19 protein-coding genes are annotated in these 23769 nt (G+C 72.4%); 6 read left to right on the forward strand and 13 right to left on the reverse strand.

The window, feature by feature from the left end; all coding sequences use genetic code 11:
- Positions 1–17 precede the first annotated feature (17 nt).
- From ABZX40_RS39410 to ABZX40_RS39425, 4 genes are all read right to left on the reverse strand, one after another.
- A complete protein-coding gene (locus ABZX40_RS39410; RefSeq protein ID WP_355748807.1) occupies positions 18–2849 on the reverse strand; it encodes a hypothetical protein in 2832 nt (943 codons plus the stop codon).
- Positions 2846–4018, reverse strand: a complete 1173-nt coding sequence (locus ABZX40_RS39415; protein ID WP_355748810.1) for an AAA family ATPase — start codon at positions 4016–4018, stop codon at positions 2846–2848. The genes ABZX40_RS39410 and ABZX40_RS39415 overlap by 4 nt, the downstream gene beginning before the upstream one ends.
- A 97-nt stretch (positions 4019–4115) precedes the next feature.
- Positions 4116–5549 (reverse strand): VWA domain-containing protein, encoded by a 1434-nt coding sequence (locus ABZX40_RS39420; protein ID WP_355748812.1) that lies wholly within the window; start codon positions 5547–5549, stop codon positions 4116–4118.
- Positions 5546–7036: a hypothetical protein gene (locus tag ABZX40_RS39425; RefSeq protein WP_355748856.1), complete on the reverse strand. Its 1491-nt coding sequence runs from the start codon at positions 7034–7036 to the stop codon at positions 5546–5548. The genes ABZX40_RS39420 and ABZX40_RS39425 overlap by 4 nt, the downstream gene beginning before the upstream one ends.
- Before the next feature lie 777 nt (positions 7037–7813).
- On the opposite strand from ABZX40_RS39425, the gene ABZX40_RS39430 reads away from it, so the two are divergent.
- The gene (locus ABZX40_RS39430) at positions 7814–8488 is read left to right on the forward strand and encodes a hypothetical protein (RefSeq protein WP_355748814.1); all 675 of its coding nucleotides are present in this window, start codon (positions 7814–7816) and stop codon (positions 8486–8488) included.
- A gap of 28 nt (positions 8489–8516) precedes the next feature.
- Here the strand turns inward: ABZX40_RS39430 and ABZX40_RS39435 are convergent, their stop codons facing one another.
- The 6 genes from ABZX40_RS39435 to ABZX40_RS39460 all read right to left on the reverse strand — a co-directional run bounded on the left by ABZX40_RS39435 (position 8517) and on the right by ABZX40_RS39460 (position 14915).
- Positions 8517–8999 carry an SRPBCC domain-containing protein gene (locus tag ABZX40_RS39435; protein WP_355748817.1) on the reverse strand — a complete coding sequence of 161 codons (483 nt, stop codon included), beginning with the start codon at positions 8997–8999 and terminating at the stop codon, positions 8517–8519.
- Between the two features lie 53 nt (positions 9000–9052).
- Positions 9053–10270 (reverse strand): serine hydrolase domain-containing protein, encoded by a 1218-nt coding sequence (locus tag ABZX40_RS39440; protein ID WP_355748820.1) that lies wholly within the window; start codon positions 10268–10270, stop codon positions 9053–9055.
- A 347-nt stretch (positions 10271–10617) separates the two neighbouring features.
- Positions 10618–11547 carry a DUF4232 domain-containing protein gene (locus ABZX40_RS39445; RefSeq protein ID WP_355748823.1) on the reverse strand — a complete coding sequence of 310 codons (930 nt, stop codon included), beginning with the start codon at positions 11545–11547 and terminating at the stop codon, positions 10618–10620.
- Positions 11548–11879: 332 nt separating this feature from the next.
- On the reverse strand, positions 11880–13379 hold the full coding sequence (locus ABZX40_RS39450; RefSeq protein WP_355748826.1) for a tripartite tricarboxylate transporter permease: 1500 nt from the start codon (positions 13377–13379) through the stop codon (positions 11880–11882).
- 1 nt (position 13380) lies between these two features.
- Positions 13381–13830 (reverse strand): tripartite tricarboxylate transporter TctB family protein, encoded by a 450-nt coding sequence (locus ABZX40_RS39455; RefSeq protein WP_355748859.1) that lies wholly within the window; start codon positions 13828–13830, stop codon positions 13381–13383.
- Between the two features lie 101 nt (positions 13831–13931).
- Positions 13932–14915, reverse strand: coding sequence for a tripartite tricarboxylate transporter substrate binding protein (locus ABZX40_RS39460; protein ID WP_355748862.1), 984 nt, complete (start codon positions 14913–14915; stop codon positions 13932–13934).
- Between the two features lie 530 nt (positions 14916–15445).
- On the opposite strand from ABZX40_RS39460, the gene ABZX40_RS39465 reads away from it, so the two are divergent.
- Positions 15446–17368 (forward strand): ATP-binding protein, encoded by a 1923-nt coding sequence (locus tag ABZX40_RS39465; RefSeq protein ID WP_355748828.1) that lies wholly within the window; start codon positions 15446–15448, stop codon positions 17366–17368.
- Positions 17365–18072: a response regulator gene (locus ABZX40_RS39470; RefSeq protein WP_355748831.1), complete on the forward strand. Its 708-nt coding sequence runs from the start codon at positions 17365–17367 to the stop codon at positions 18070–18072. The genes ABZX40_RS39465 and ABZX40_RS39470 overlap by 4 nt, the downstream gene beginning before the upstream one ends.
- Positions 18073–18105: 33 nt before the next feature.
- On the opposite strand, the gene ABZX40_RS39475 is transcribed toward ABZX40_RS39470, so the two are convergent.
- Positions 18106–18561: a flavodoxin family protein gene (locus ABZX40_RS39475; RefSeq protein ID WP_355748834.1), complete on the reverse strand. Its 456-nt coding sequence runs from the start codon at positions 18559–18561 to the stop codon at positions 18106–18108.
- Between the two features lie 118 nt (positions 18562–18679).
- On the opposite strand from ABZX40_RS39475, the gene ABZX40_RS39480 reads away from it, so the two are divergent.
- Complete coding sequence (locus ABZX40_RS39480) at positions 18680–19318, forward strand: methyltransferase domain-containing protein (RefSeq protein WP_355748836.1); 639 nt, start codon at positions 18680–18682, stop codon at positions 19316–19318.
- 143 nt (positions 19319–19461) lie between these two features.
- Here the strand turns inward: ABZX40_RS39480 and ABZX40_RS39485 are convergent, their stop codons facing one another.
- On the reverse strand, positions 19462–19983 hold the full coding sequence (locus tag ABZX40_RS39485) for a GNAT family protein (protein WP_355748839.1): 522 nt from the start codon (positions 19981–19983) through the stop codon (positions 19462–19464).
- A 64-nt stretch (positions 19984–20047) separates the two neighbouring features.
- Positions 20048–20656, reverse strand: a complete 609-nt coding sequence (locus tag ABZX40_RS39490) for a lipoprotein (RefSeq protein WP_355748842.1) — start codon at positions 20654–20656, stop codon at positions 20048–20050.
- Between the two features lie 338 nt (positions 20657–20994).
- Between ABZX40_RS39490 and ABZX40_RS39495 the strand changes: the two genes are divergently transcribed.
- Both ABZX40_RS39495 and ABZX40_RS39500 read left to right on the forward strand, forming a co-directional pair.
- Positions 20995–22554: an APC family permease gene (locus ABZX40_RS39495; RefSeq protein ID WP_355748845.1), complete on the forward strand. Its 1560-nt coding sequence runs from the start codon at positions 20995–20997 to the stop codon at positions 22552–22554.
- A 185-nt stretch (positions 22555–22739) separates the two neighbouring features.
- Positions 22740–23681, forward strand: coding sequence for a GNAT family N-acetyltransferase (locus tag ABZX40_RS39500; protein WP_355748848.1), 942 nt, complete (start codon positions 22740–22742; stop codon positions 23679–23681).
- The last annotated feature ends 88 nt before the right edge of the window (positions 23682–23769 follow it).

Raw genomic sequence — 23769 nt, forward strand, 5'->3', positions numbered from 1 at the left:
CCCGCCCCTCCCCCACCTCACCCTCTCGCCAGCAGCGCCTCCAGCGCCTCCGTCGTGCGGGGGTGACGGGTGAGCAGGGCCGCGCCGGTGGTGGGGGCCTCCGGGGTGATCCAGGGGTCGTCGATGCCCAGCAGGGCCGCCAGCGCGTCGCTGGTCGCCGGGTGGGCGGCCAGCAGGGCGGCTGGGCCCGGCGGTGCCGCCGCCGGACGGGTGGCCGCGCGGGTGCGTTCCGCCTGCCAGGGCGGGACCCAGTTGTCCAGGGCCGCGAGCCGCCCGGGGAAGGCCCGCCCGGCCTCCTTGATGAGGAGCGGGGCGAACTCGGCGCCGTCCGAGCGCAGGGTGCTGATCAGGCTGGGCAGCCAGGGCAGCAGCACCGGGTCGGGCAGCCGGGCGAACGCGTTGGACACCGCTTCCACCACGAAGTCGGTCAGCGCCGGGACCGGCTCCAGGGCGTGCAGGAACCCGCTGAGATAGCGCGGGTAGGACGGCACGACCAGCGGGTTGCCGAGCAGCGCGTCGACCCGCGCCCGCAGCTCCTCGCGGGTGAGGGTGCCCAGCTGGGTCTGCGCCGACCAGAGCAGGGCCGTCTTCGGCGGGTCCTCGGGGTGGGACTGGGCGACGGACAGCTCCAGCTGGGTCCGGTCGCAGCCCAGCGACAGCGCGAGGCTCTCCATGCTGAACAGGAACCCGAGCATCGCCGCGACCTGCCGGACTCCCGCCTCCTCGTCGGTGAACGCGGTCGGCAGCAGGGTGCAGTAGTGGGCGTACCCGGTCGTGACGAAGGACTCGATCCAGGCCGGGAGGGCGGGTTCGCTGGTGCGGTAGTACGCGAGCAGCCGCCGGACCCGGCGCAGTACCTCCGGTGCGCCGTCGACACTGCGCTCGGTGGCCAGGACCGCGAGGGCGCGGGTGCCGAGTTCGTCGGCGAGGCGGCGGCTGCGCAGGAAGCGGGTCGCGTCCTCGACGGTCTCCAGGACGGTCGCCGCCGTGCCTCCGGGGTCGTAGGCGCGGCGACGCAGGCGCTGTTCCAGGACCTGTTCGATGCTGACGGCCTCGTAACCGAGTTCGATGAGGGCGCGTTGGTGGGTGCCGAGGGCCAGGTCCCAGGACTCCTGGATGGGCTGGTCGCCGAGGCCCCGCTCGCCCATGATGGGGCGGGCCGCGCCGTGCGGCAGCAGTTGGCGCAGCATCCACAGGACGTCCGAGCAGGCGCGCAGCTCGGGTTGGCCGGCGATGTCCAGCAGGGCCCGTTTCACACCGCGTTGCTGGAGCGGCAGTCCGAGGGGGGCCAGCCGGTCGTGGACGTCCCGGGCGAGCGGGGGCAGGGCGTCGTAGCCGACCTGCCCGATCCGGTCGCCGCCCATCATGATCTCCACGAGCCGCCGCACATCGCGCCGACCGGGCACCCTGTCCTTCTCGATACAGGTGACGGCGGCGTCCTGGAAGTCGTACGGGGTCGGCTTGGCGCGGTCGCGCATTCCGGCCAGCAGGATGGAGGTCTCGAAGACGGCGATGGCGTCGGCGGTGGAGGCGAGATAGCCGGCCCGGCGGGCGGCGCGGACGATGTCGACCGACCAGCCGAGCAGTTCGGCCTCGTCGAGCCGGTCGAGGACGGGCGGGCGCTGGAGGAAGCCGCTGAGCCGGTCGGCGGCCGGGATCTCCGGGGCCGGGCCGAGTGCCGGGCCGGGGGCCGCTGCCTTTCTGGCCTTCGCGGGCTTCTTGGTCCCGGCCTGGCCCTCCAAGCGGAAGGGTTTCACCCGGGTCCGCTTGAGATTCTTCGCCCAGACCGTGGCGGCGATGGACACCGAGCCGCCCGCGAGGCCGAACTGTGCCTCGATGGAGGCGTGGCTGGAGGGGATCAGTCCGTGCTGCCAGACGGTGGCGGTCCGCGGGCTGATCTCGAAGCCGTCCGCGCCGTCGACGCCGAACTCCTCGACCCGGCTGGCCGCGTGGAAGGCGCCGCAGACATAGAGGCAGTCGGCGGGGTCGGCGCCGGAGGCGGCGAGGTGCTCACGCATCCTGGTCCACATATAGCGCTCGCGGTCCTCGTCCACCCGGACGCGGTGCGGGTCGCCGGGCGCCAGCCGCCGGAAGAGGCTGCCGATGAGCAGCATGACCTGGCGGTAGGTGTCGTGGTCGCTGTCGCCGAGGGGCAGTTCGACGTACTGGTGCCACCATTCCGACCAGTGCCGGACCCGGCCGTGGCGCAGCAGATGCTCCTCCAGTTCGGCGAAGCGGGGGCGCAGGTCGCCGATCTCCACGCCGACCGCGTCGCCGTGCAGCGCGGTGTCCTCGTCGGGGCCGGGGGCGTCCTGGTCGGCCGGTGCCTCAGCGGGTTCCTCGCGGCGGTCCCACTGGAAGACATGGTCCGAGGAGCGGTCGACCAGGACGAGTTCCACCCCCGGGGTGTCCAGGGCATAGGCGATGGCCTGGTACTCGGCGGACGCCTCGGTGATCGGGGCGACCACCGACAGCGGCGACCAGTCGGCGGGGAAGCCGTCGACCTCGCTGGCGAACGCCTGGACGGCCACCGGCAGTCGGCAGTTGCGCAGTTCGGTCAGGAGCGGGGCCATGTCCTCGCACAGCTCCAGATAGACCACCTTGGGCTGCTTCTCGCGGAGCCGGCGGGCCATGGCGAGGGCGGAGGCCGGTGAGTGGTGGCAGACCGGGAAGATCTCCAGGGGTTCGCGGACCGCGCGGTCGACGTCGTCGACGATGCCGAGCAGGATCCCCTCCAGGGCGCCGGGCCCGTCCGCGAAGGTGGTGGCGGCGTCCTGGAGCTGGGTGCGCAGGGCGGTGAAGGGGCTGCTTGTCCCGGTGGCGGGCACCGGGGTGGTGGGGGCGGTCACGACAGGGTCGCGATGGCGTCGCGCCCGCCTTCGAGGAACTCCGGCCAGGCGCCGCCCGCTTCCTTGCTACGCGGCTCGACGACCCCGTGCAGATACTTGTTGAGGATGGCGAGGTCCTCCGGTTCGCGCCGGGCCAGCGAGCCGACGAAGGAGGAGGCCAGGGTGTGCGCGGTCAGGGATCGCTCGCCGAAGAAGTTGCTGTGCAGGATGGCGTCCTCCAGGACACCGATCTGCTCGGCGGTGGAGAGCGCGGACTCCAGCTTCTCGTCATCGCTGCCGGCCGCGGCGGCGGAGGCCCGCAGATCGGCGAAGCTCTGGAGCAGCACATCCAGCAGGGTCGGCGGTACGTCCAGCTCTATGTGGTGGCGGCGCAGCAGTTCCTCGGTGCGGAAGCGGACGATCTCCGCCTCGGCCTTCTTGTTGGTGACGACGGGGATGCGGACGAAGTTGAAGCGGCGCTTGAGCGCGGAGGACAGGTCGTTGACGCCCCGGTCGCGGCTGTTGGCGGTGGCGATGATCGAGAAGCCGGGCTTGGCGAACACGATGCTGTCACCGGACCCGCCCGACCCTCCCGACCCTCCGCTCTCTCCGGACGCGGGCGCGGGCGCGCTGCCGCCGAGTTCGGGCACCGAGATGTACTTCTCGGAGAGGATCGAGATCAGCGCGTCCTGGACATCGCTGGTGGAGCGGGTCAGCTCCTCGAAGCGGCCGATGGCACCCGTCTCCATCGCGGTCATGATGGGTGAGGGGATCATCGACGCCCGGGACTGGCCCTTGGCGATCACCATGGACACGTTCCAGGAGTACTTGATGTGGTCCTCGGTGGTGCCCGCCGTGCCCTGCACCACCAGGGTGGAGTTGCGGGAGATCGCGGCGGACAGCAGCTCGGCCAGCCAGCTCTTGCCGGTGCCGGGGTCTCCGATCAGCAGAAGTCCCCGGTCGGAGGCGAGGGTGACGATGGAGCGCTCGACGAAGCTGCGGTCGCCGAACCACTTCTGGGGGATCTCCCGGTCGAGTCCGTCGGCGCGCTCGGAGCCGAGGACGAACAGCCGGACCATCTTGGGCGACAGCCGCCAGGAGAACGGCTTGGGGTTGTCGTCGATGGACTCCAGCCAGTCCAGCTCCTCGGCGTACTTGATCTCGGCGGGGGCGCGCAGCAGGTCGGACATGGGATGCCTTTCTCAGGAACACTTGCAAGACTTGCAAGGGCGGAGCAGGGGGGCGGAGCAAGCGGGCGGAGCAAGGGGGCGGAGCGAAGGGCTCCGGTCAGGTCAGGAAGTTCTTCAGCTCATGGACGAGCTTGCGGATATGGCCCGATATCACCGGTGTCCCCAGGTCCTTGAACCGTTCGCGGAACCAAGGATTCACACTCCCCCGCCCCGAGCTGGTCACCGAACCGACCGGGATGAACTTCGCCCCGGAGCGATGGACCGCCGCCATGGACTGGAACAGCTCCTCGGTGCGCGCTTCGTAGAAGTCGGAGATCCACACCACGACCGTGTTGCGCGGCTCGGCGATCTTCGGCTGGGCCAGCGCCATCGCGACCGTGCCGTCGGTGCCGCCGCCCAGCTTGGTGCGCAGCAGCGTCTCGAACGGGTCCTGCACCCAGGGGGTGAGGTCGAGTGCCTGGGTGTCGTAGGCGATGAGGTGGACGTCGACCTTGGGCAGTCCGGCGAAGATGGACGCCAGGATGGTGCAGTTGACCATGGAGTCGACCATCGAGCCGGACTGGTCGACCACCACGATCAGGCGCTGGGGTGTGGTTTTGCGGGTGGTGTGCCGGTAGTAGAGGCGGTCGACGTAGAGCCGCTCCTCCGCCGGGTCCCAGTTGGTGAGGTTCTTCCAGATCGTGCGGTCGAGGTCCAGGTTGCGGTAGACGCGCTTGGGCGGGATCGACCGGTCGAGGGTGCCGACCGTGGCCTTCTCCACCTGGGTGCGCAGTACGTCGGCGACCTCGTCCACGAAGCGCCGGATCAGGGCCTTGGCGTTGGCGAGGGCGACTCCGGAGAGGTTGTTCTTGTCGCGCAGCAACTGCTCGATGAGGGACATGCTGGGGGTGAGCCGCGCGGCGAGCCGGGGGTCGGCGAGGACCTCGCGCAGCCGCATCCGCTTGACCAGATCGGCTTCCAGGCCGCCCAGTTCGGGTCCGATCGCCGGCAGCAGATTGCTGAGGTCGGGGGTGCTGCGGCGGCCTCCGGTGCCCGTGGGGCTCACGCCGTTGCCAGCGGCACCCGGTCCGGAGCGGCCGTTGCCGCCGCGCAGTCCGCCGACCTCGCAGCCGAGGGCGCGCTCCAGCCAGCCCGCGTCGGACTGCCAGCGGGAGAGCTGCTCCGCGGTGACCGTGCCACTGCCGGTGGCGAAGACATTGAGCAGCACCTTGGAGACCAGCGCGGCCCGCCGCACCTCGGCGGCCCGGTCCCGCCCGTCGGCCTCGAACCCCTCATCCGCCTCCGGCACCATCAGCCCGTCGAACTCCTCCGCGAGGCCGGGATGGCGCTGCACGACCGAGTCGACGGACGCCTGCGGGTCCAGCAGCGCGGGCGGCAGCCCGATGTCCTCGACGACGGCGAGGCTCGCGGACTCCAGGGTGACCTGTTCGTCCTGGTCGAAGAGGCGGGCCAGCAGCCGCCAGTACAGCACCTGGCGCCGGTTGTCGTGGGCGCTCGCCGCGGCCCCGGTCTCCTCAGTCGGTTCCGTCATTTCCGCAACAGCCTTCCCGCCCGCTCGCGCAGGGCCGCCACGGCGTCGGTCGCCGCCTTCTCCGCCTTCGCCCCGACCCGGTCCGCCGTCCCTCCGGCCCATCCCCCGGCGTGCACGGCGACGCTCTTCTTCCGTACCGTCGCCTCCACCGCGAGCGGCTGGAGCCGGAACCTCCCGGCGTCCCACCGCAGCAGCCCGATGCAGGCACCGGACGCGGCGACGGACTCCGGGGTGAGCGGACCGGCGACCGGGATCCGGTCGGTGTCCACGGCGAGGGGCCGCCCGGCGACGGTGAAGGTCAGCTCCTCGTCGCCGCCGCCCCGGGCGGTGTAGCCCTCCAGGAAGACGGGGACGGCGATCCGCGCCGGGTGCCGGTCCAGGGGTGCCGTGTCCCCGGCCGTGGCGGTCGGCAGCGCGACCCGGGCGGTGGCGAAGGCGTCGGCGGGTTTCCCGGCCCGCGCGTGCTCCTCGCTCCACACCAGGTCGCCCTCGGCGGTGACCGGCATACCGGTCAGGTCCATCGAGCGGCCCTCGCTCACCGCGGCGAGCAGGGACATATGGGGGCGCATCAGCTGCCAGACGCCCGCGCCGAGCACCGTGTCCGGCTTGGGTACCGAGACCGCGGCCCGCACCAGGCGGGGCGGTGAGCCGTCGGCGGGTTCGAGGACCGCGTGCACCTGGGCCTGGGCGGCGGTGGCGTGCTCGCACAGATCGACGCCGAGCGGCAGCAGTCTGCCGGTGGCCGTGTCCATGGCCGGTGTGCTCGTGGCCGCCGGATCCATGGCCGCCGGATCCGTGGCTGCCGGATTCGTGGCCGCCGGATCCGTGGCCGCCGCGTTCCCAGCGCCGGGGACGGTCAGCAGCATCGCGCGCGACCAGAGGTCGGCCCAGCGGCGGAGCGGGACGCGCTCCAGGGTGGCGCCGGGGCAGCAGGCGGCGAGTTCGGTGGCGAAGCCGTCGAGCAGGGTGGCCGGCCGGCGCAGGGCGGGGTCGGGCAGCATCGCGGAGACCACCGGGGCCGCCCCGGAGATCAGTTCGTGGTCGATGCCCTGCCATCCGGCGCGCGCCAGATCGCCGAGCCAGGAGCGGGCGGCGGCCAGCACAGGGGCCGTCCCGCCCGGCGCCGGGTCCGGGCGGGCACCGGTGTCGGCGGGGGTGCGGCGGCCCGCGATCTCGTGGGCGCGGAGCAGCAGCGCGTCATGGGCGGCGCCGAGGAGCGCGGTGCGGGCGGCGGCGAGGGCGAGGAAGTGGTCCTCGCTCGCGGCTCCGGCCGCCACCTTCTCCACCGCCTCGCCGACCCGCGCGGCCAGCGGTGTCCCGGTGAGGGACCGGGCGAACTCCGCGAGGGCGTCGGCCTCCTCGGCACGGGGCCGCAGCAGCCCGGCGGACAGGGCGCGGTCGAAGGCGTCGACCGCGGCGAGCACCTCGCCGAGCCCCTCGACGGAATCCCCCTCCCCGGGTTCCCCCTCGCCGGCCACGGCCCCCACGCCACCCGAACCACCCAAGTCCCCCGCACCGGCACCCGCACCCGCACCCACACCCACACCCACACCGATAAGCCCCATCTCCCTGGTCGGCGGAAACCAGTGCAGCTCCGGCACCGACTCCGTCACCGGGGCGAGTTCGAGATAGCCCAGATGCCGCAGAAAACGGCTGAAGACCGCCGCCGCGGCACCGGCGTCCGCCCCGGACGGGCGGGTACGGGTCATCACCTGGCCGAGATGGGCCGCGGTCAGCCCGCTCGGTTCGGTGCCCTTCTCGGGCTCGACGCGCAGATAGCGGGCGACCCGATCGAACCCGTACTGGAGGACCGACTCATCGAGCAGGGCATGGAGATGTTTGCAGAACGAGCCCCGGGCGCCGCCGCACGGCCGGTTGTTGTTGGTGCTGCACGCGAAGGCGTACGTGCCCGCCTCGACGGACGAGACATAGACCCGCCCGATGTCGGAGCCGCTGGACACCACCCCCTGGAGCCGTCCATCGGCCAGTTCGACAAACGGGACCTTCGCGAGCTTGCGGGGTCGCGCGGGTGGGACCACCCTCGCGGTGCTCGACTTCTCCCAGGCCGACAACGCACCATCTCCTTTGCGCACAGGGGGACTTCCCCAGCCGATCGGCGGGGACATCAACGAACGTACCGGGGCCCACTGACAACGCCCCTGACCTGCGCCTTCCCACACAAGGACACACTTTCGTCACGACGTGTGCACATTTCCCCCGCCATGCGAGATCATGGCCCGTCACGCACCATCCCTGGGGGAACCATGAGTTACGACGCCACACAGCCGCAGCCGCCCATGCCGGGCTTTCCGCCGCAGCAGCCGCCTCAGCCGCCGAAGCGGCCCGGCCGGGGCCGTACCAACACCGTGATCATCTGCTCGGCGGTCGCCGTGATCGCCACGGTGGTGATCACCGGTGTGGCAGTGAGCCGCGGCGGCGACGGCGAGGCGGAGGCCAGGCCGACGGTCACCGTCACCGAGACGGTCGGCGCCGAGGACGCGCCCGCGCCGGACGAGGAGCCCGCGGCGGACGAGGCCACGCCGGAGGACGGCGTCTACGCCCTCACCGACACCGTGGCCTACGAGAACGACATCGAGGTCAGCCTCGCCTCGTTCGAGCGCGGGGTGTCCAGCGACTACGCGGCGCCGGAGAACACGCCCTACGCGAAGTTCACCATCAAGATCGTGAACAACTCGGACACCAAGCTGGACGCGTCGATGATGACCGTGAGCTGCGCCTATGGCGACGAGGGCAAGGAGGGCGAGGCGATCTACGACGACGGCCTCGACGGTCTGCCCGACACCAGTGTCCTCGCGGGCCGCTCGCTGTCCGTGCCGTGGGGCTGCGAGCTGCCGAAGGACGAGACCTTCCTCCAGGTGGAGGTGGCACCCGACTGGGAGTCGGACATCGCCATCTTCACCGGCACGGTCAAGAAGTAGCGCCCACCGCCCGGCCCACCGACCCGGCCTACCGCCCCTCTCCCTCCCCCTCCACCTCCACCTCCACCAACCGCGCCAACCGGGCCAGCGCCATCCGCGTACCGGTCTCGTTGTCGGCGGCGGGCACGGCGTCGGGCAGCCCCTCGTGCACCACGACCACCTCGGTGCCCTCCCCGGCGGGGACCAGGGTGGTCGTCATCGTCATGGCGCCCCGCATCGCCGGGTCGTCGGTCTCGAACTCCAGCACCTCCACCACCTGCTCGTCCGGCACCAGCCGGGCGAAGTGGCCGTGGTAGGTGTCGGTGTTGCCGCCGGACTTCCCGGCCGCGTCCGGCGCGTCGTACGTCAGCGAGACCCGGAATCTGCCGCCCTCGCGCGCCTCGAACTCATGGACCTCGCAGCGCATGTCGTCCGGCATCCGCCAGCGGGCGACCGCCTCCCGGTCGGTCAGCGCCCGGTAGACGGCGGCCGGCGCGGCACTCACCTGCTGGGTGACCCGAGTCGTGTGCATACCGCCAACATAGCCACCCCCACTGACACTCACCTGGGCGGCACCGCAGCCCCTCATCCCCCGTCGGAGAGCAGCGCGCAGACGAAGTCCTCCTGGACCGCGCGCAGCTCGCGCAGCCGGTCCGGGTCCAGGGTCCGGTTGATCTGGGAGGTGACGGTGAAGGTCAGTGAGCGCCGGCCGTCCGGGGTCGCGGCGATGAGCTGGGTGTAGCCGGGGAAGTTCCCGGTGTGGCCGAGCACCTCGCCGCACCGGGTCGCGTACCGGAAGATCGCCAGCCCGGCCGTGTTCGTGCCCGGCCCGGCGGGTTCGGAGGCGCCCTCGATCCAGTCGCGCTGCTCGCGCGTCAGCCGCCCGCCGTAGAGCGCGCCGGAGGCGTAGCCGCGGATGAAGCGGTTCATGTCGGCCGGGGTGGAGACGATCCCGCCGGACGCCCACACCCCGGACGCGCTCAGGATCTCGCTGATGTCCTCGGGCGGCGCGGCCGGACCGGTGTCGTAGCCGTGCAGATACGGCTCCGGCATCCGGTACCCGGAGGGCAGCGAGGTGTCCCGCAGCCCGAGCGGCCGGTAGACCAGGTCCCGCAGCAGCGTCTCGTACGGTGTCCCGGTCGCGGCCTCCGCCATCAGGGCGACGGCGATGTTGTCGGAGTTGGAGTACTGGTAGCGGGTGCCCGGCGGGAAGCGCAGGGGGTCGCGGGCCACGTGGTCGAGCAGGCGGCGGGAGTCGAAGCGGTGGTGCGGGTCGGCCGTGACGATCTCCTGGAAGCGGGGGTCCTCGGTGTAGTCGGGCAGACCGCTGGTGTGGTGCAGGAGCTGGCGCAGGGTCACCGCGCCCCAGGCATGCGGCAGCCGGGGCAGCCGCTCGCGCAGGGTGTCGTCCAGACGGAGGGCGTGCCGGTCGGCGAGGGCGAGCGCGACGGCCCCGCTGAACGCCTTCGCCGTGCTCGCGATGCGCATGTGGTCGTCGGGCTCCGGGGGGCGACCGGTCGTCAGATCGGCGACCCCGGCGCGGACGACCTGGGTGTGCGGGCCCCGCTGGAGCAGGGCGATGGCGCCGGGCGGTCCGCCGGGAGCCCGGACGAGTGCCTCCAGGCGCCGCTGGAGGGCACTGTCGTCGCCGTGCGCGGCCGAGGTCGTGGTGGCTGCGGCGGTGGCGGGCGCGGCCGGTACCAGCACGGTCAGACACACCGCGAGCAGCCGGACCGCCCGCAACCGGGGCCGGAACGCGGCACGGCGGGAGGCGGGACGGGGCGGCCGGGGGCGAGAGGACATCGGGGCTCCTGGGACGGGCATGACGAACGGGGCGGGACGGGGCGGCACGGGGCCGAGGGGCGGGTGCACGCCTCGGCCCCGTCCCAGCCTGTCCGGCACCGGGCGCGGGGGCCGCCGGGGTTGCTGCATCCGGACCAATGGGGCCGTGACCGATGGGCCGTGACCGATGGGGCCGTGACCGATGGGGCCGTGAGCAATGAGGCGGCCGACCTACGGGGCGCCCGGCCGATAGGGCACCTGACCTACAGGGGCGGCCCGACCAATGGGGCACCCGGCACCTGACCCACGGGGCGCCCAACCCACGCGGGGGCACCGCGCCCCATATGCCGCCCGCCCCCCGCGCCTGTTCAGCCCTGCCCGTCGTCCTTCGCCCACGCCCCGACGCCCAGGCGGCCCGTCGTACCGAGGTCCAGTTCCGGGGTCACGGTCACCGGGTCGGCGCCGGGCTTGGCCCAGACCCGCGCATAGGGCGCGTTCACCGGCTCACCGGACCCCGTGGTGTTGCGCCACACCAGGGTCGTACGGGCCCGTTCGCCGCGCCGGAGGGTGAGCGGGGCGGGCTCGGTGTCGGCGCCGGTGCCGGAGGCGATCTCGCTGCCGCCCTCAAGGATCTCGACGCCCTCGACCGGCTCATGACCGGCGTCGAGGAGTTCCAGCCGGGGGTAGCCGTCGAGGGCGTAGGCGTCGGCACCGCAGTTCTCCACGAACAGGCCGACCACGCGCAGCCCCATCGCCGCGTCGCCCTGGTCGGCGTACAGCCGCACGCCCGACGGCGGGCAGGTGGAGTCGTCGGCGGCCGGGGCCTCGTCGGCGGGGACCCGGCGGACGGTGGCGATGAGGGCCTGGGTGGAGTCGCCGAGCGAGCCCACCGCGCTGAAGGTACGGCGGACCGTGCGGCCCGGCGCGACCGCCTGCACGGTGTCCTCGGCGTGGTGCATGGCACGGCCCGAGGCGTCGGCGAAGGTGAAGCCGATCGTGTAGGTGAGGGCCTCGGTGCCGGAGTTGGTGACCTGGTACTCGACACAGTCGACGGTGCCCGCGCCGGCCCGGCTGCCGTACCCGAGGATCTTGACCCCGTCCTCCTCCGGGGCGGCGGCCGGAGTGGCGGACGCCGGGGCGCCGCAGCCGGTGGGGCGGGGTGCGTCGGAGGCGGTGCCGAGCGCGTCGCCGCCGGGCAGCCCGGTGCCGCAGGCCGTGAGCAACAGGGCCCCGGTGACGAGGACCAGGGAGAGAGGGAAGGGGAGGGAGAAGGGGAGGGGGAGGGGGTTGCGACGCATCCGCCGAGTCGACCAGTCCGTGGGCTCGGCGCGTGTGGCGGAGGCCATACTTCCGGTCACAAGGCTGTCACAAGCGTCAACAGAGCCGCCATGGAGGGCAACACCGGCACCATCGGCGTCCATACACCTGCCACGGACGGCAACACGCCCGCCACCGGCGTCAACACACCTGCCATGGAAGGCACCCCCACCCCGACCCGTCCCGCCGGGACGGCCCCCGCACCACCGCCGACCGCTCCCCCGCGTGAACGGGGTCAGGGCCGGCGGTGGGGTGGGGGGTATCCGAGGGGGGATCGGGGGGATCGGGGGATCAGGGAGGAATCAGGGAGGGATCAGGAGCGCGCCGCGGACCTCCCCCGCCACAGGATCCGCTTAAGCAGCGGCCAGGCAAGCAGCACCGCGATCACCGCGTACACGGTCACCGAGAACCAGGTGTTCACCAGCCCGGAGACACTGCCGTCACTGATCTGGAGGGCGCGGCGGAGCTGCTGCTCGGCGTTGGGGCCGAGGATCACCCCGATGACGGCGGGCAGCACGGGCAGCCCGTAGCGCCGCATCCCGAAGCCGATCAGGCCGATGATCAGCAGGATCACCAGGTCGATCACCTCGCCGCCGACCGCGTAGGCGCCGACCGCCGCGAAGAACAGGATGCCCGCGTAGAGATAGGGCCGCGGGATGCGCAGCAGCTTCGCCCAGACCGGGGCCAGCGGCAGGTTGAGGGCGAGGAGCAGCACCATGCCGACGAAGAGGGAGGCGATCAGGCCCCACACCAGGTCGGGTTCGCGTTCGAAGAGCAGCGGTCCCGGCTGGATGCCGTACTGCTGGAAGGCGGCCAGCATGACGGCGGCGACGGCCGTGGTGGGCAGGCCCAGGGTGAGCATGGAGACGAGGGTGCCGGCGGCCGAGGCGGACGCGGCGGATTCGGGTCCGGCGACGCCCTCGATGGCGCCCTTGCCCCACTCGTCCTTGTGCTTGGACAGGCGCTTCTCGGTGACGTAGGAGAGGAAGGTGGGGATCTCGGCGCCGCCCGCGGGGATGGCGCCGAAGGGGAAGCCGATGAACGGGCCGCGGGCCCAGGCCTTCCAGGTGCGGCGGACGTCCTTCTTGCCGAGCCAGGGGCGGCCGACCGGGATCGGCTCGGGCGGCCGGCGCCGCAGATGCGCGGCGACCCACAGTGCCTCGCCGATGGCGAACAGCCCGACGGCGACGATGACGACGTCGATGCCGTCGGCGAGCTGGAGGGAGCCGAAGGTGAGCCGCTGCTGGCCGGTCATCTGGTCGAGCCCGACGAGGCCGATGGTGAGACCGATGAGGAGGGAGGCGAGGCCGCGGATGCGGGAGGAGCCGAGGACCGAGGTCACCGCGATGAACGCGAGGACCATGATGGCGAAGTAGTCGGGCGCGCCGATGTCGACGGCGAGTTCGGCGACCGCCGGGGCGAGCGCGACCAGCAGGAGGGTGCCGACCATGCCGCCGGTGAAGTGGCCGATGGCGGCGGCGGCCAGGGCCTGGGCGCCGCGCCCGGATTTGGCCATCGGGTTGCCCTCCATCGCGGCGACCACGGCCGCGCTCTCCCCGGGGGTGTTGAGGAGGATGGAGGTGGTGGAGCCGCCGAACATGGCACCGTAGTAGATACCGGCGAACATGATGAACGCGCCCGTGGGGTCGAGTCCGTAGGTGACCGGGAGGAGCAGGGCGACGGCCATGGCGGGGCCGATGCCGGGCAGGACGCCGATGGCGGTGCCGAGGAGCACGCCGAGGGCGGCCCACATCAGATTCATGGGCGTCAGGGCGGTGCCGAAGCCGTCCATGAGGGAGTTGAGGGCGTTCATCTCACAGCACTCCCATCAGCGGGCCGCCGGGGAGCGGTACTCCGAGCAGGTCGTTGAACAGCACATAGGTGACGAGGGACAGTCCGGCGGCGATCAGCGGGTCGCGGTCGACGCGGCGGCTGCCCAGCGCGAAGGCCGCGCCCCAGAAGAGCAGGGCCCCGGCGATCGGGAAGCCGAGCGGTTCGATGAGCACCGCGGTGGCGAGGAAGACCCCGCCGAGCAGCAGGACCGTGCGCCAGTCGGCCGGTTCGGACAGATCGACGTCCTCGCCGGTCTCGGCCTGGCCCTGGCCGCCGCGCAGCACATCGACGGCGAGCAGGGCGGCGATCACGAGCAGGCCGATGCCGACGGCGATGGGGACGGTCCTGGGGCCGACGGGTCCGCGCTGGGCGATGTCGACGTCCATGGTGAGGGCGTCGGTCAGCACCAGCACGCCGAGGATCAGCAGCAGGGCGCAGACGCCGAGTTCGGAGTACTCGCGCCACCAGGAGCGGCCGTCCCCGGCGGGTCTGCCGGAGGGGGCCGGGGTGGCGTCGTCGGTGGTCTGTGTCGTCACAGTCCCAGCTCCTTCAGCACCGAGACCACGCGCTTGTCCTGGGCCTCCAGGAACGCGCCGAATTCGTCACCGGTCAGGAAGGCGTCGTCCCAGCCGTTCTGCTGCATGGACTTCTGCCACTGCGGTGAGTCGTGCAGTTCCTCCACCAGCCGGACGAGTTTGTCGCGTTCGGCGTCGGAGAGGCCGGGCGGGGCGACGATGCCGCGCCAGTTGGTGAAGTTCACGTCGTAGCCGGCCTCCATCAGGGTGGGGGCGTCGAGGCCGTCGACCCGCTCGGGGCCGGTGACGGCCAGCAGCCGCAGCTCGCCCGCCTTGATCTGGTCGAGGTACTCGCCGACGCCGGAGACCCCGAAGGCGACCTTGTTGCCGAGGATGGAGGCGAGGAGTTCGCCGCCGCCGTCGAAGGGGATGTAGTTGACGTCCTTCGGGGCGATCCCGGACGCCTGCGCCATCAGCATGGGGGCGAGGTGGTCGGGGCCGCCGGGCGAGGACCCGCCGCCGACGGGCAGCTTGCCGGGGTCGGCCTTCCACGCGGTGACCAGGTCGTCGATGGTCTTGTACGGCGAGTCCTTGGCGACCACGACGACGTCCTGCTCCTCGGTGAGCCGGGCGATCGGGGTGGTGTCGGCGAGCGTCTTGGGGGCGTCGTTGGAGCGGACCGCGCCGACCACGCCGAGTCCCATGGACATCGCGAGCTTGCCGTTGCCGTGCTCGCTGACCAGCCGGGTCAGTCCTACGGTGCCACCGGCGCCGGGCAGGTTGAACACCTCGATGCCGGAGGTGAGTCCGGCGTCCTCGGCGTTCTTCGCGGCGGTGCGGGCCGTGATGTCGTAGCCGCCTCCGGGCGTGTTGGGGACCATGAAGCGCAGGCCCGGGATCTGTGTGCCGGTCTCGGCGCCGCTGCCGGTGGTCAGCAGCGGCGGCCCGAGAAGGACCAGCACGGCGGCCCCGAGCAGGGCGAGGGGAGTGCGCAGGCGCACGAATGCCACCACCTGTCGGTTACGTGTGTTGCGAAAACGGGGTCGTACGCGGTGCAGAAGCGGGGGGGAAGAGGCCCTGTGGGGGAGGGTGATGTGGGCCACATGTTGCACGGGCGTAAACACGGTGTCTCGCTTCCGGAACCAACGGAGGTTTTGGTCTTTGTGGCCAGGGGTCCCGCCGGGGATCCGGCCACGCGCCCCGCCGAGTATCCGGCCAGGCGTCCCACCGGGGATCCGGCCGAGCTTCCCGTCCGGGATCCGGCCACGCGCCCCACCGGAGGTCCCACCAGGCGTACGGGCAGAGGTCCCGCCAGGCGTCCGGCCAAGAGCCGCGCTCGCCGGGCCCGGCCGCGCCGGTCCCCCCGTCCCCCGCGCCGGTCCCGTCCCGCCCCCTTCCCCCTCGGGCCAGTCCCCTCAGCCCCCCCAGCCCCCGGGCCCGTCACGCCCCGTTACCAACCGGTGCCTTTCCCCCGGCCCGGTTCGCGGCCATCATGAGGCATCCCCGCATATGACGATGAGGTTGACCCGCCATGGCCGCCACGTTCCGCCGACACACCCTCGCGGGCGAGATGCTGGTGTTGCAGCTCGCCATCGTCGTGATGGTGCTGGTGGCGGTCGCGGCGGTGTCGCTGGCGCAGTCGAAGGCCACGTTCGACCGGGTCGAGGGGCGCCGGGTGACCGCGCTCGCGGAGCAGCTGGCGGCGACGCCGCTGGTGCGCGGGCAGCTGGAGCAGCCGCTGCTGCCGCGCGAGGCGCTGGCGCCGCTGGTGAACTCCACCCAGACCCAGTCCGGGGTCACCTCCGTGACCATCGCCGACGCGGGTGATCTGATCGTCAGCTCCACCGACCCGACGGTGATCGGTGAGCCGCTGCCGCGCGGGTCCGGCGCGGCGGCGGAGCCGGACCGGGGCTGGTCGGGCGAGCTGTCCCTCGGCGACAGCCGGGAGCGGGTCGCGCAGGTGCCGGTGCTGGGCGAGCAGGAGGGCAGTGTCGGCCGGGTGCTGGGCACGGTGATGATCGGTGAGGAGTCCCCCACGGTCTGGCAGCGGCTGGGCAACGCGTCCTCCTCCCTGATCGCCTATCTGGGGATCGCCAGCGGGCTGGGGCTGGCCGGTTCCTGGCTGCTGGCCCGGCGGATCAAGCGGCAGACGCTGGGCCTGGAGCCCCGGGAGATCGCCGGGCTGGCCGAGCACCGGGAGGCCATGCTGTACGGCATCGCCGAGGGCGTGGTCGCGCTCGACCCGCAGCACCGGCTGACCCTCGTCAACGAGGTGGGGCGGCGGCTGCTGGAGCTGCCCGAGGACTGCGAGGGGCGCGGGCTGGACGCCCTCGGCATCGACGGCAGACTCCGCGATGTACTCACCGGCGGCCGGGACGGGGGGTCGTCCGACCGGAGGGACGGGCCTGCGGCCGACCGGAGAGACGGGGTGCCATCCGCCGGACGCGGCACGACGGCCCCCGACCCGCCCGACGCGCCCGACGCGACGTCACCGGAAGGACAGCCACCGCACGGCCCCGCCCCGACACCGCCCCACCGGAGGACCCCGGCCGCCCCCGGCCCCGAGGGCGACCCGCCCCACCGGAGGACCCCGGCCGCCCCCGACCCCGAGGGCGACCCGCCCGACCGGCGGGACGACCCGTCCGACCGCCGCGACGAGGTCGTCATCCGCGGTGGCCGGATACTGATCATGAACCGGATGACGGTCACCAAGGACGGCCGCCCCCTCGGCTCGGTCACCACCCTGCGCGACCGCACCGAACTCGCCCGCCTGGAACGGGAGATCGGCTCCTTCCGCAGCTCCTCGGAGCTGCTGCGCGCCCAGGCCCATGAGTTCGCCAACCAGCTCCACACCATCTCCGGGCTGATCCAGATCGGCGAGCAGGACGAGGTGGTGCGCTACATCCGGGCGCTCAGCCTGCGCCGCCAGTCCCTCGATGTCACCCTCAGCCGCCGGGTACGGGACACGGCGGTGGCGGCGCTGCTGACCGCCAAGTCATCGCTGGCCGCGGAGCGGCGGGTCAGGCTGCGCATCTCCGACTCCACCGCGCTGGGCAGGCTCGCGCCGGAGGACGCCGCCGATGTGGCGACCGTGGTGGGCAACCTGGTCGACAACGCGGTCGACGCGGCGGCCCCGGCCGGCTCCGCCGAGGACCCGGAGGCATGGGTCGAGGTCGAGATCCGCCAGGACGCGTCCGGCGTGGAGATCGTCGTACGGGACTCGGGGCCCGGAGTGGCGCCGGAGCTGGCGCGTGAGGTGTTCGAGCACGGTTTCACCACCAAGGTCGCCCGGGAGGGCGAGCGCGGTATCGGGCTGGCCCTGACACGGCTGGTCTGTGAACGGCACGGCGGGGAGATCGCCGTGACCAACACCCCCGAGGGCGCCCAGTTCACCGCGCGTATGACGGTCGGTCGCCGCAGCGGCGAGGCGACGGAAGGAGCGTTGAGAAAATGACCGCGGCGAACGGCCCGGCGCAGCCCGCGAAGACCCTGGACGTCCTCGTCGTGGACGACGACTTCATGGTGGCCCGGGTCCATCGCGCCTTCGTGGAGCGGGTACGGCCCTTCCGGGTCGTCGGGGTGGCCAGCACCGGCGAGCAGGCGGTGGCGGCGGCCGACGAACTGCGCCCCGATCTGGTGCTGCTCGATCTGTATCTGCCGGATCTGTTCGGCCTCGATGTGATCCCCCGGCTGCGGGCGGCCGGGCACGACTGCGATGTGATGGTGATCAGCGCGGCCCGGGAGGCCGACACCGTGCGGGGCGCGGTCCGGCACGGGGTGGTCGACTATCTCCTCAAGCCGTTCGAGTTCGAGGACCTCCAGTCCCGGCTGGAGCGGTACGCGGCCCAGCGCGGGCGGCTGCTGACGACGGTGGTGCGCAGCCAGGCCGATGTGGACCGGGTGCTGTCGGGCGGCTCGGGTCCGGCGGCCGGCGGGCTGCCCAAGGGGATGAGCGTGGAGACGGCGGACCTGATCGAGCGGACCCTGCGGGACACCGAGGGCACGCTCTCGGCGACCGAGTGCGCCACCCTCACTGGGGTGTCCCGGGTCAGCGCCCGCCGCTATCTGGAGTACTTCCACACCGTCGGCACGGCGGAGGTGGCGCTGCGCTACGGGGTGGCGGGGCGGCCGGAACGGCGGTACCGCTGGCGCGGCTGACCCAGTGGCTGACCCAGCGGCTGCTCCCTCGACTCACTCCCGCATCAACCCCGCCGCCAGCGTGGCGCCCAGCTCCCAGCACGCTTCCAGGTCCCCCTTTCCGGGCTCGCCGATGACGGTGACCGGCTCGGCGGCCCGTCGCCAGCCCAGGCCGGTGGTGATGGTGTCGAGGGCGCGGGCGGCGCCGGTGGTGTCGTTGCCGCCGTGGATCCAGGAGCCGAAGGGGCGGCCCTGGGTGGCGTCCAGGCAGGGGTAGTAGATCTGGTCGAAGAAGTGCTTGAGCGCCCCGCTGAGATAGCCGAGGTTGGCGGGGGTGCCGAGCAGCAGTGCGTCGGCGGCCAGCACATCGGAGGCGGTCGCGGCGAGCGCGGGCCGCCGTACCACGTCGACCCCCTCGATGTCGGGGTCGGTCGCGCCGGAGACGACGGCTTCGAAGAGTGCCTGGCAGTTTGGCGAGGGCGTGTGATGCACGATCAGCAGGGTGGCCACGCAGGCACCTTGCCCGCCCCGGTGCCGCCGCGCAACCGCGACCCGGTGGCACCCGCCCGCCCGCGCTGGAACGATGGCGGCCAGGACCGCCGTGTCCCCGGACGAAGGGAACCACACCGTGACCGAGGCCCCGCTCAGGCCCCCCGCCGCCATCACCTTCGACGCGATCGGAGCCGCCTACGAGGACGCGTTCGCCGCCTCCGAGCCGCACCGCCGCTCGCTGGACCGGCTGCTGGAGCGGCTGGCCCCGGGCAGCCGGGTGCTGGATGTCGGCAGCGGCACGGGACGGCCGACCGCCGAGACGCTCGCCGCCGCGGGCCATGATGTGCGGGGGATCGACATCTCGCCGGTGATGGTGGGGATCGCCGCCCGTCAGGTGCCCGGGGCGTCGTTCGAGTGCGCGGACATCAGGGCGCTGCCGCTGCCCAGGGCGCGGTTCGACGCGGTCTGTGTGTACTTCTCGCTGCTCCAGATGACCCGCGCCGAGCAGTCCGATCTGATCGGGCGGCTGGCCGAGGCGCTGCGGCCGGGCGGCCAGCTGGTGCTGGCCACGATTCCGCTGGAGGTCGAGGACTTCGAGGTGGTCTTCCTGGGGCAGACGGTCCGGGCGACGAGCTTCTCCGCCGAGCAGGTCGCCGCGCTGGTGGCGGAGGCCGGGCTGACGGTGCTGGAGCGGGAGGAGGTGCTGTTCACCCCCGCGCTCCCGGAGGCCGGCCCGGAACCGCAGCTGTTCCTGTACTGCCGCCGGGAGAACTGAACCGGGGGATCTGAACCGGAAGGGCTGGGCCGGGAGAACTGAACCGGGAGCGCTGGACTGGGAGACCTGAGCTGGGAAGGCCGTGCCTGGAGGACTGGGCCGGGAGGACTGGGCCGGGAGGACTGGGCCGAAAGGGCTGATCCTCAAGAACCCTGGTCGACCAGCTCGGCGGCGAGCAGATCCATCAGCAGCCCGTCGTGCCAGGTCCCGTCGGTTCCGCGCTCGTACTGCCGCATCACCCCGACCGGCCGGAAACCGGCCTTGGTGTAGCAGCGGATGGCGGGGGCGTTGTCGGCGGCCGGGTCGATGACCAGCCGGTGGAAGCCGAGGTCGCGCACCAGGTACCGGGCCAGGGTGCGGACGGCGTCGGTGCCGAGTCCGGCGCCGTGGGTGGCGGGGTCGAGGAAGATGTCGATCCCGGCGTGCCGGTAGTCGGGCTCGCTCTCCTCGTACCACTGGATCATTCCGGCGATCCGGTCCTCGTACCGGACGGTCAGGCAGTGGGTGGCGGGGTCGGCCAGGTCCTCGGCGACGTCGGCGGCCAGGTCGGGGCCGCCGCGCCAGTGTGCGGCGACCTCGGGGGTGGCGCGGAGGGCGGCGAGGGCGGGGATGTCGCCGGGTTCGCTGGTGCGCAGGACGACCCGGGTGCCATGGAGTTCGGTCACCCGGGTCACGGTAGCCCGGCGCCCGCCCCGGACGCCGGTCATTTTGTCCCGCTCAGCCCTCGGCTCAGTCCGCGAGGCGCAACGTGCGCTTCGCCATTTCGTAGGCCGGCATCATGGCCCCGTGCTCGTGCGCGTCGGGGGTGTCGAGGTCGATGATGACGGGGCCGTCCGGGGTGGGCAGCGCGAAGGCCAGGTCCGGCCGCTCACCGAGGTCGTCGGTGGTGGTGTAGGAGACTTCGACGGCGGTGACCCCGTCGATCTCGAAGGGGCGGTACCGCACCCCGCTGTTCGTGGAGCCCGTCTCCACGGCGAGATAGGCCGCGAGGACCGCCTCGGGGTCGTCCTCGCCCGGCTCACCGGTCCAGACCCGGATAAAGCCCACGTGCCCGGCTGGCCTGGCGTCGATCTCGCAGGCGGCGGAGACGGGTCCCATCTCCCACAGGGCGTCGACGGAATCGACCGTCCACTCCTCCGCGATGTCAAAGGTCACCGGCAGCTCGCACGCGGACCCGGCCCCGCCGAGCGTCCCCCCGCTCTTCACCTCGGCGGCGGGCGCGGCACTGGCCTCGTCCGCCGGGGCACTGGCCGAAGGCTTCCCGTCAGCGCCGCCGCCCCCACCCGAGCACCCGGCCACCGCCAGCACCGCGACCGCCACCGCGACCGCCGTTCTCATCCCCGTCCCCACCCGCACTGTTCATTCTCCCCACCTTGATCCACTGAGCACGGACACTGTATGCGCGCGCACGCGTGGACCGTGATACCGGGACGATCACCCGAATGTGACGCAGACCACACGGGAAAATCCACCGCCCCGAATTTCCTCCCGAACTGCGATAACCGCATATCGGACACCCACCATCAACCTTGAGAACCACCAGCGGAACCCAGCACACAACCTTGCAATCAGAGGCACAATCAAGCAGCAGCACTCGAATACCAGACTCCCACTCCTCCCATCCCCCACCCCCCACAACCGGAACCACGGAAACCGCACCGCTTAACGTCCTGTTCATGACTGAGCTGGACGTACGGCCCCAGGCCACTGACCACGGCGACGGGGCCCCCGCCGACGGCATGCGCACCAAGGGCCTCAGCGGGAACTCCGTCGGCCTGCTGGGCAGCGCGGTCATCGGTATCTCCACCGTGGCCCCCGTCTACTGCCTCACCTCCACCCTCGGCTCCACGGCCGGGGAGGTCGGGGTGCAGATGCCGGCGGTGTTCCTGGCCGGGTTCCTGCCGATGCTGCTGGTGGCCTTCGCCTACCGCGAGCTGAACCGGGTGATGCCGGACTGCGGCACCTCCTTCACCTGGACGGTGAAGGCGTTCGGCCCGAAGGTCGGCTGGATGTGCGGCTGGGGCCTGGTCATCGCCACGATCATCGTGCTGTCCAATCTGGCGGGCGTGGCGACCTCGTACTTCTGGCTGCTGGCCGGGGAGATCACCGGCAGTGCGTCGGTGGCCGCGCTGGACGACAGCAAGGCGGTGCACATCCTGACCTGTCTCGCGCTGATCGCCATCGCCACGGTGATCAGCTACCGGGGCATGACGGCGACCAAGGGCGTGCAGTACGCGCTGGTGGCGCTCCAGCTCGTGGTGCTGGCGGTGTTCGTGGCGATGGCGTTCTCGAAGGCGGGCAGCGCGGAGTTCGCCACCTCCCTCGACTTCTCCTGGTCCTGGCTGAACCCGTTCGCCGTGCAGTCCTTCGCCGCGTTCACGGCGGGTCTGTCCCTGTCGATCTTCATGTACTGGGGCTGGGACGCCTGTCTCACCGCCAATGAGGAGACCAGCGGCAGCGACCGCACTCCGGGCCGCGCGGCGCTCATCGCCATGGTCGTCCTGGTCGGCTCCTACCTGGCCACCGGGGTGGCCGCGCAGATGGTGGTCGGCTCCGGCGAGACGGGGCTCGGGCTCGCCAACCCGGAGACCTCCGACAATGTCTTCGCCGCGCTGGCCGGACCGGTCATGGGCCCCGGCCTCGGCGTGCTGCTGTTCGTCGCGGTCCTGGCGTCGGCGGCGGCCAGCCTCCAGACCACCTTCATCCCGGTCGCCCGCACGGTCCTCGCGATGTCGACCTACGAGGCGCTCCCCGCGTCCTACGCGCGGGTGCACCAGCGGTTCCGCACCCCCGGCCGGGCCACGGTCACCGCGGGCGTGGCGACCGGCGTGTTCTACACCCTGATGACGCTGGTCAGCGAGCACGTCCTGGTGGACACGATCTACGCCCTCGGCCTGATGATCTGCTTCTACTACGCGCTGACCGCCTTCGCCTGCGCCTGGTACTTCCGCGCCGACCTGCTGAAGTCGGGCCGCGACCTGGTCTTCAAGGGACTGTTCCCGGTGGTCGGCGGGCTGCTGCTGGCGGCGGTGTTCGGCAAAACGCTGGCGGACATGTGGGACCCGGCGTACGGCAGCGGCTCCTCGGTGTTCGGGGTGGGGTCGGTGTTCGTGATCGGGGTGGGGCTCCTCGCCCTCGGCCTGGTGATCATGTTCGTGATGCGCTGGAAGAGCCCGGCCTTCTTCCGCGGCGAGGTCCTGACGAAATCGACCCCGGCACTGGTGGCGGAGAGCTGAGGGGGTTGGGGGGCTGAGGGGACCGGCGGGACTGGGGGAGACTGAGGGGACGGGCAGCCCCGCCCCGGAGAGGATCAGCGGCCCCGCCCCGGAGGGGACCGGCGGCCCCCACCCCGGAGGGCACCGGCAGCCCCGCCCCGGAAATTCCGTTGCGTTCCGCCCCGTTCGTCACAGAACCTGACGGCATGTCCACCCCTATACCCACCCCCTCCCTGCGCCCCGCCGCGCTCACCGACGCCCCGGCCATCACCGAGCTGCTCAACGCGATCGACCGCGTCGAGATCGGCACCCCCGAGACCGACCTGCACTCGATCGAGTCGGACCTCCGGCACCCGGAGACGGACCTGACGTCCGACTCCTGGCTCGGCTTCGACGGGGACCGGCTGGTGGCGTACGGGCTGCTGTGGGACGAGTCGGGCGGCGAGCGCATCGACATCGAGCACTGCGTGCTGCCCGGCCACCAGGAGACCGGGCAGCGGGTGCTGCGGGCGATGGAGGCACGCGCCCTGGCCAAGGCACGATCCAACGGCGCCGAGCGGGCCGTGATCCACCTCGGCCTGAACACCCGCACCACCACCGACACAGCCCTGCTCACGCCCCGCGGCTGGCACCCCGTACGCCGCTATCACACCCTCACCCGGGCCCTGGACCCGGTGCGGGACCTGGCGCCCGAGGCGCCGCCCGGCGTGCGGGTGCGGGCGTGCCTCACCGAGGAGGACCGGGTCCGCGCCCATGCCCTGGACCAGCTGACCTTCGTCGACCACTACGACTTCCAGCCCCGCACTTACACCCAGTGGCTGGCCGACCTCGACCCCGAGCTGACCGACTGGTCCCTGGTGTGGATCATCTCGGTGGAGGGGCTGGGCGACGCCGGGTTCCTGCTGGGCCGCGGCGACCTCAGCAGCACGGCCTGGATCAGCGGCCTCGGGGTGGTGCGCGAGGCCCGGGGCCGCGGCCTCGGCGGCTTCCTGCTGCGCCACGCCTTCGCCGAGTTCGCCGCCCGGGGCCGCGCCAAGGTGGGCCTGGGCGTCGACACGGACAACGACACAGGCGCACCGCAGCTCTACGGCCGCAACGGCATGTCGGTCCACTACGTGGTCGACACCTGGGAGACGGTCGTCGACTAGGCCGTGTCTGACGGCTCTTTGGCGAGGTCGCGGAGCCAGATGACGAGGGCTGCGGTGGCCAGGGTGCCGTGGAAGATGTAGTCGCGTT

The sequence above is a fragment of the Streptomyces sp. NPDC004610 genome (assembly GCF_040609715.1).
GTDB lineage: Bacteria > Actinomycetota > Actinomycetes > Streptomycetales > Streptomycetaceae > Streptomyces.

Excerpts from the sequence above, each read along its gene's own strand:
- ABZX40_RS39490 (WP_355748842.1), bottom strand. The coding sequence starts at position 20,656 with ATGAGAACGGCGGTCGCGGTGGCGGTCGCGGTGCTGGCGGTGGCCGGG.
- ABZX40_RS39495 (WP_355748845.1), top strand. The coding sequence starts at position 20,995 with ATGACTGAGCTGGACGTACGGCCCCAGGCCACTGACCACGGCGACGGG.
- ABZX40_RS39435 (WP_355748817.1), bottom strand. The coding sequence starts at position 8,999 with ATGCACACGACTCGGGTCACCCAGCAGGTGAGTGCCGCGCCGGCCGCC.
- ABZX40_RS39430 (WP_355748814.1), top strand. The coding sequence starts at position 7,814 with ATGAGTTACGACGCCACACAGCCGCAGCCGCCCATGCCGGGCTTTCCG.
- ABZX40_RS39465 (WP_355748828.1), top strand. The coding sequence starts at position 15,446 with ATGGCCGCCACGTTCCGCCGACACACCCTCGCGGGCGAGATGCTGGTG.
- ABZX40_RS39500 (WP_355748848.1), top strand. The coding sequence starts at position 22,740 with ATGTCCACCCCTATACCCACCCCCTCCCTGCGCCCCGCCGCGCTCACC.
- ABZX40_RS39415 (WP_355748810.1), bottom strand. The coding sequence starts at position 4,018 with ATGTCCGACCTGCTGCGCGCCCCCGCCGAGATCAAGTACGCCGAGGAG.
- ABZX40_RS39445 (WP_355748823.1), bottom strand. The coding sequence starts at position 11,547 with ATGCGTCGCAACCCCCTCCCCCTCCCCTTCTCCCTCCCCTTCCCTCTC.
- ABZX40_RS39420 (WP_355748812.1), bottom strand. The coding sequence starts at position 5,549 with ATGACGGAACCGACTGAGGAGACCGGGGCCGCGGCGAGCGCCCACGAC.
- ABZX40_RS39450 (WP_355748826.1), bottom strand. The coding sequence starts at position 13,379 with ATGAACGCCCTCAACTCCCTCATGGACGGCTTCGGCACCGCCCTGACG.
- ABZX40_RS39470 (WP_355748831.1), top strand. The coding sequence starts at position 17,365 with ATGACCGCGGCGAACGGCCCGGCGCAGCCCGCGAAGACCCTGGACGTC.
- ABZX40_RS39440 (WP_355748820.1), bottom strand. The coding sequence starts at position 10,270 with ATGTCCTCTCGCCCCCGGCCGCCCCGTCCCGCCTCCCGCCGTGCCGCG.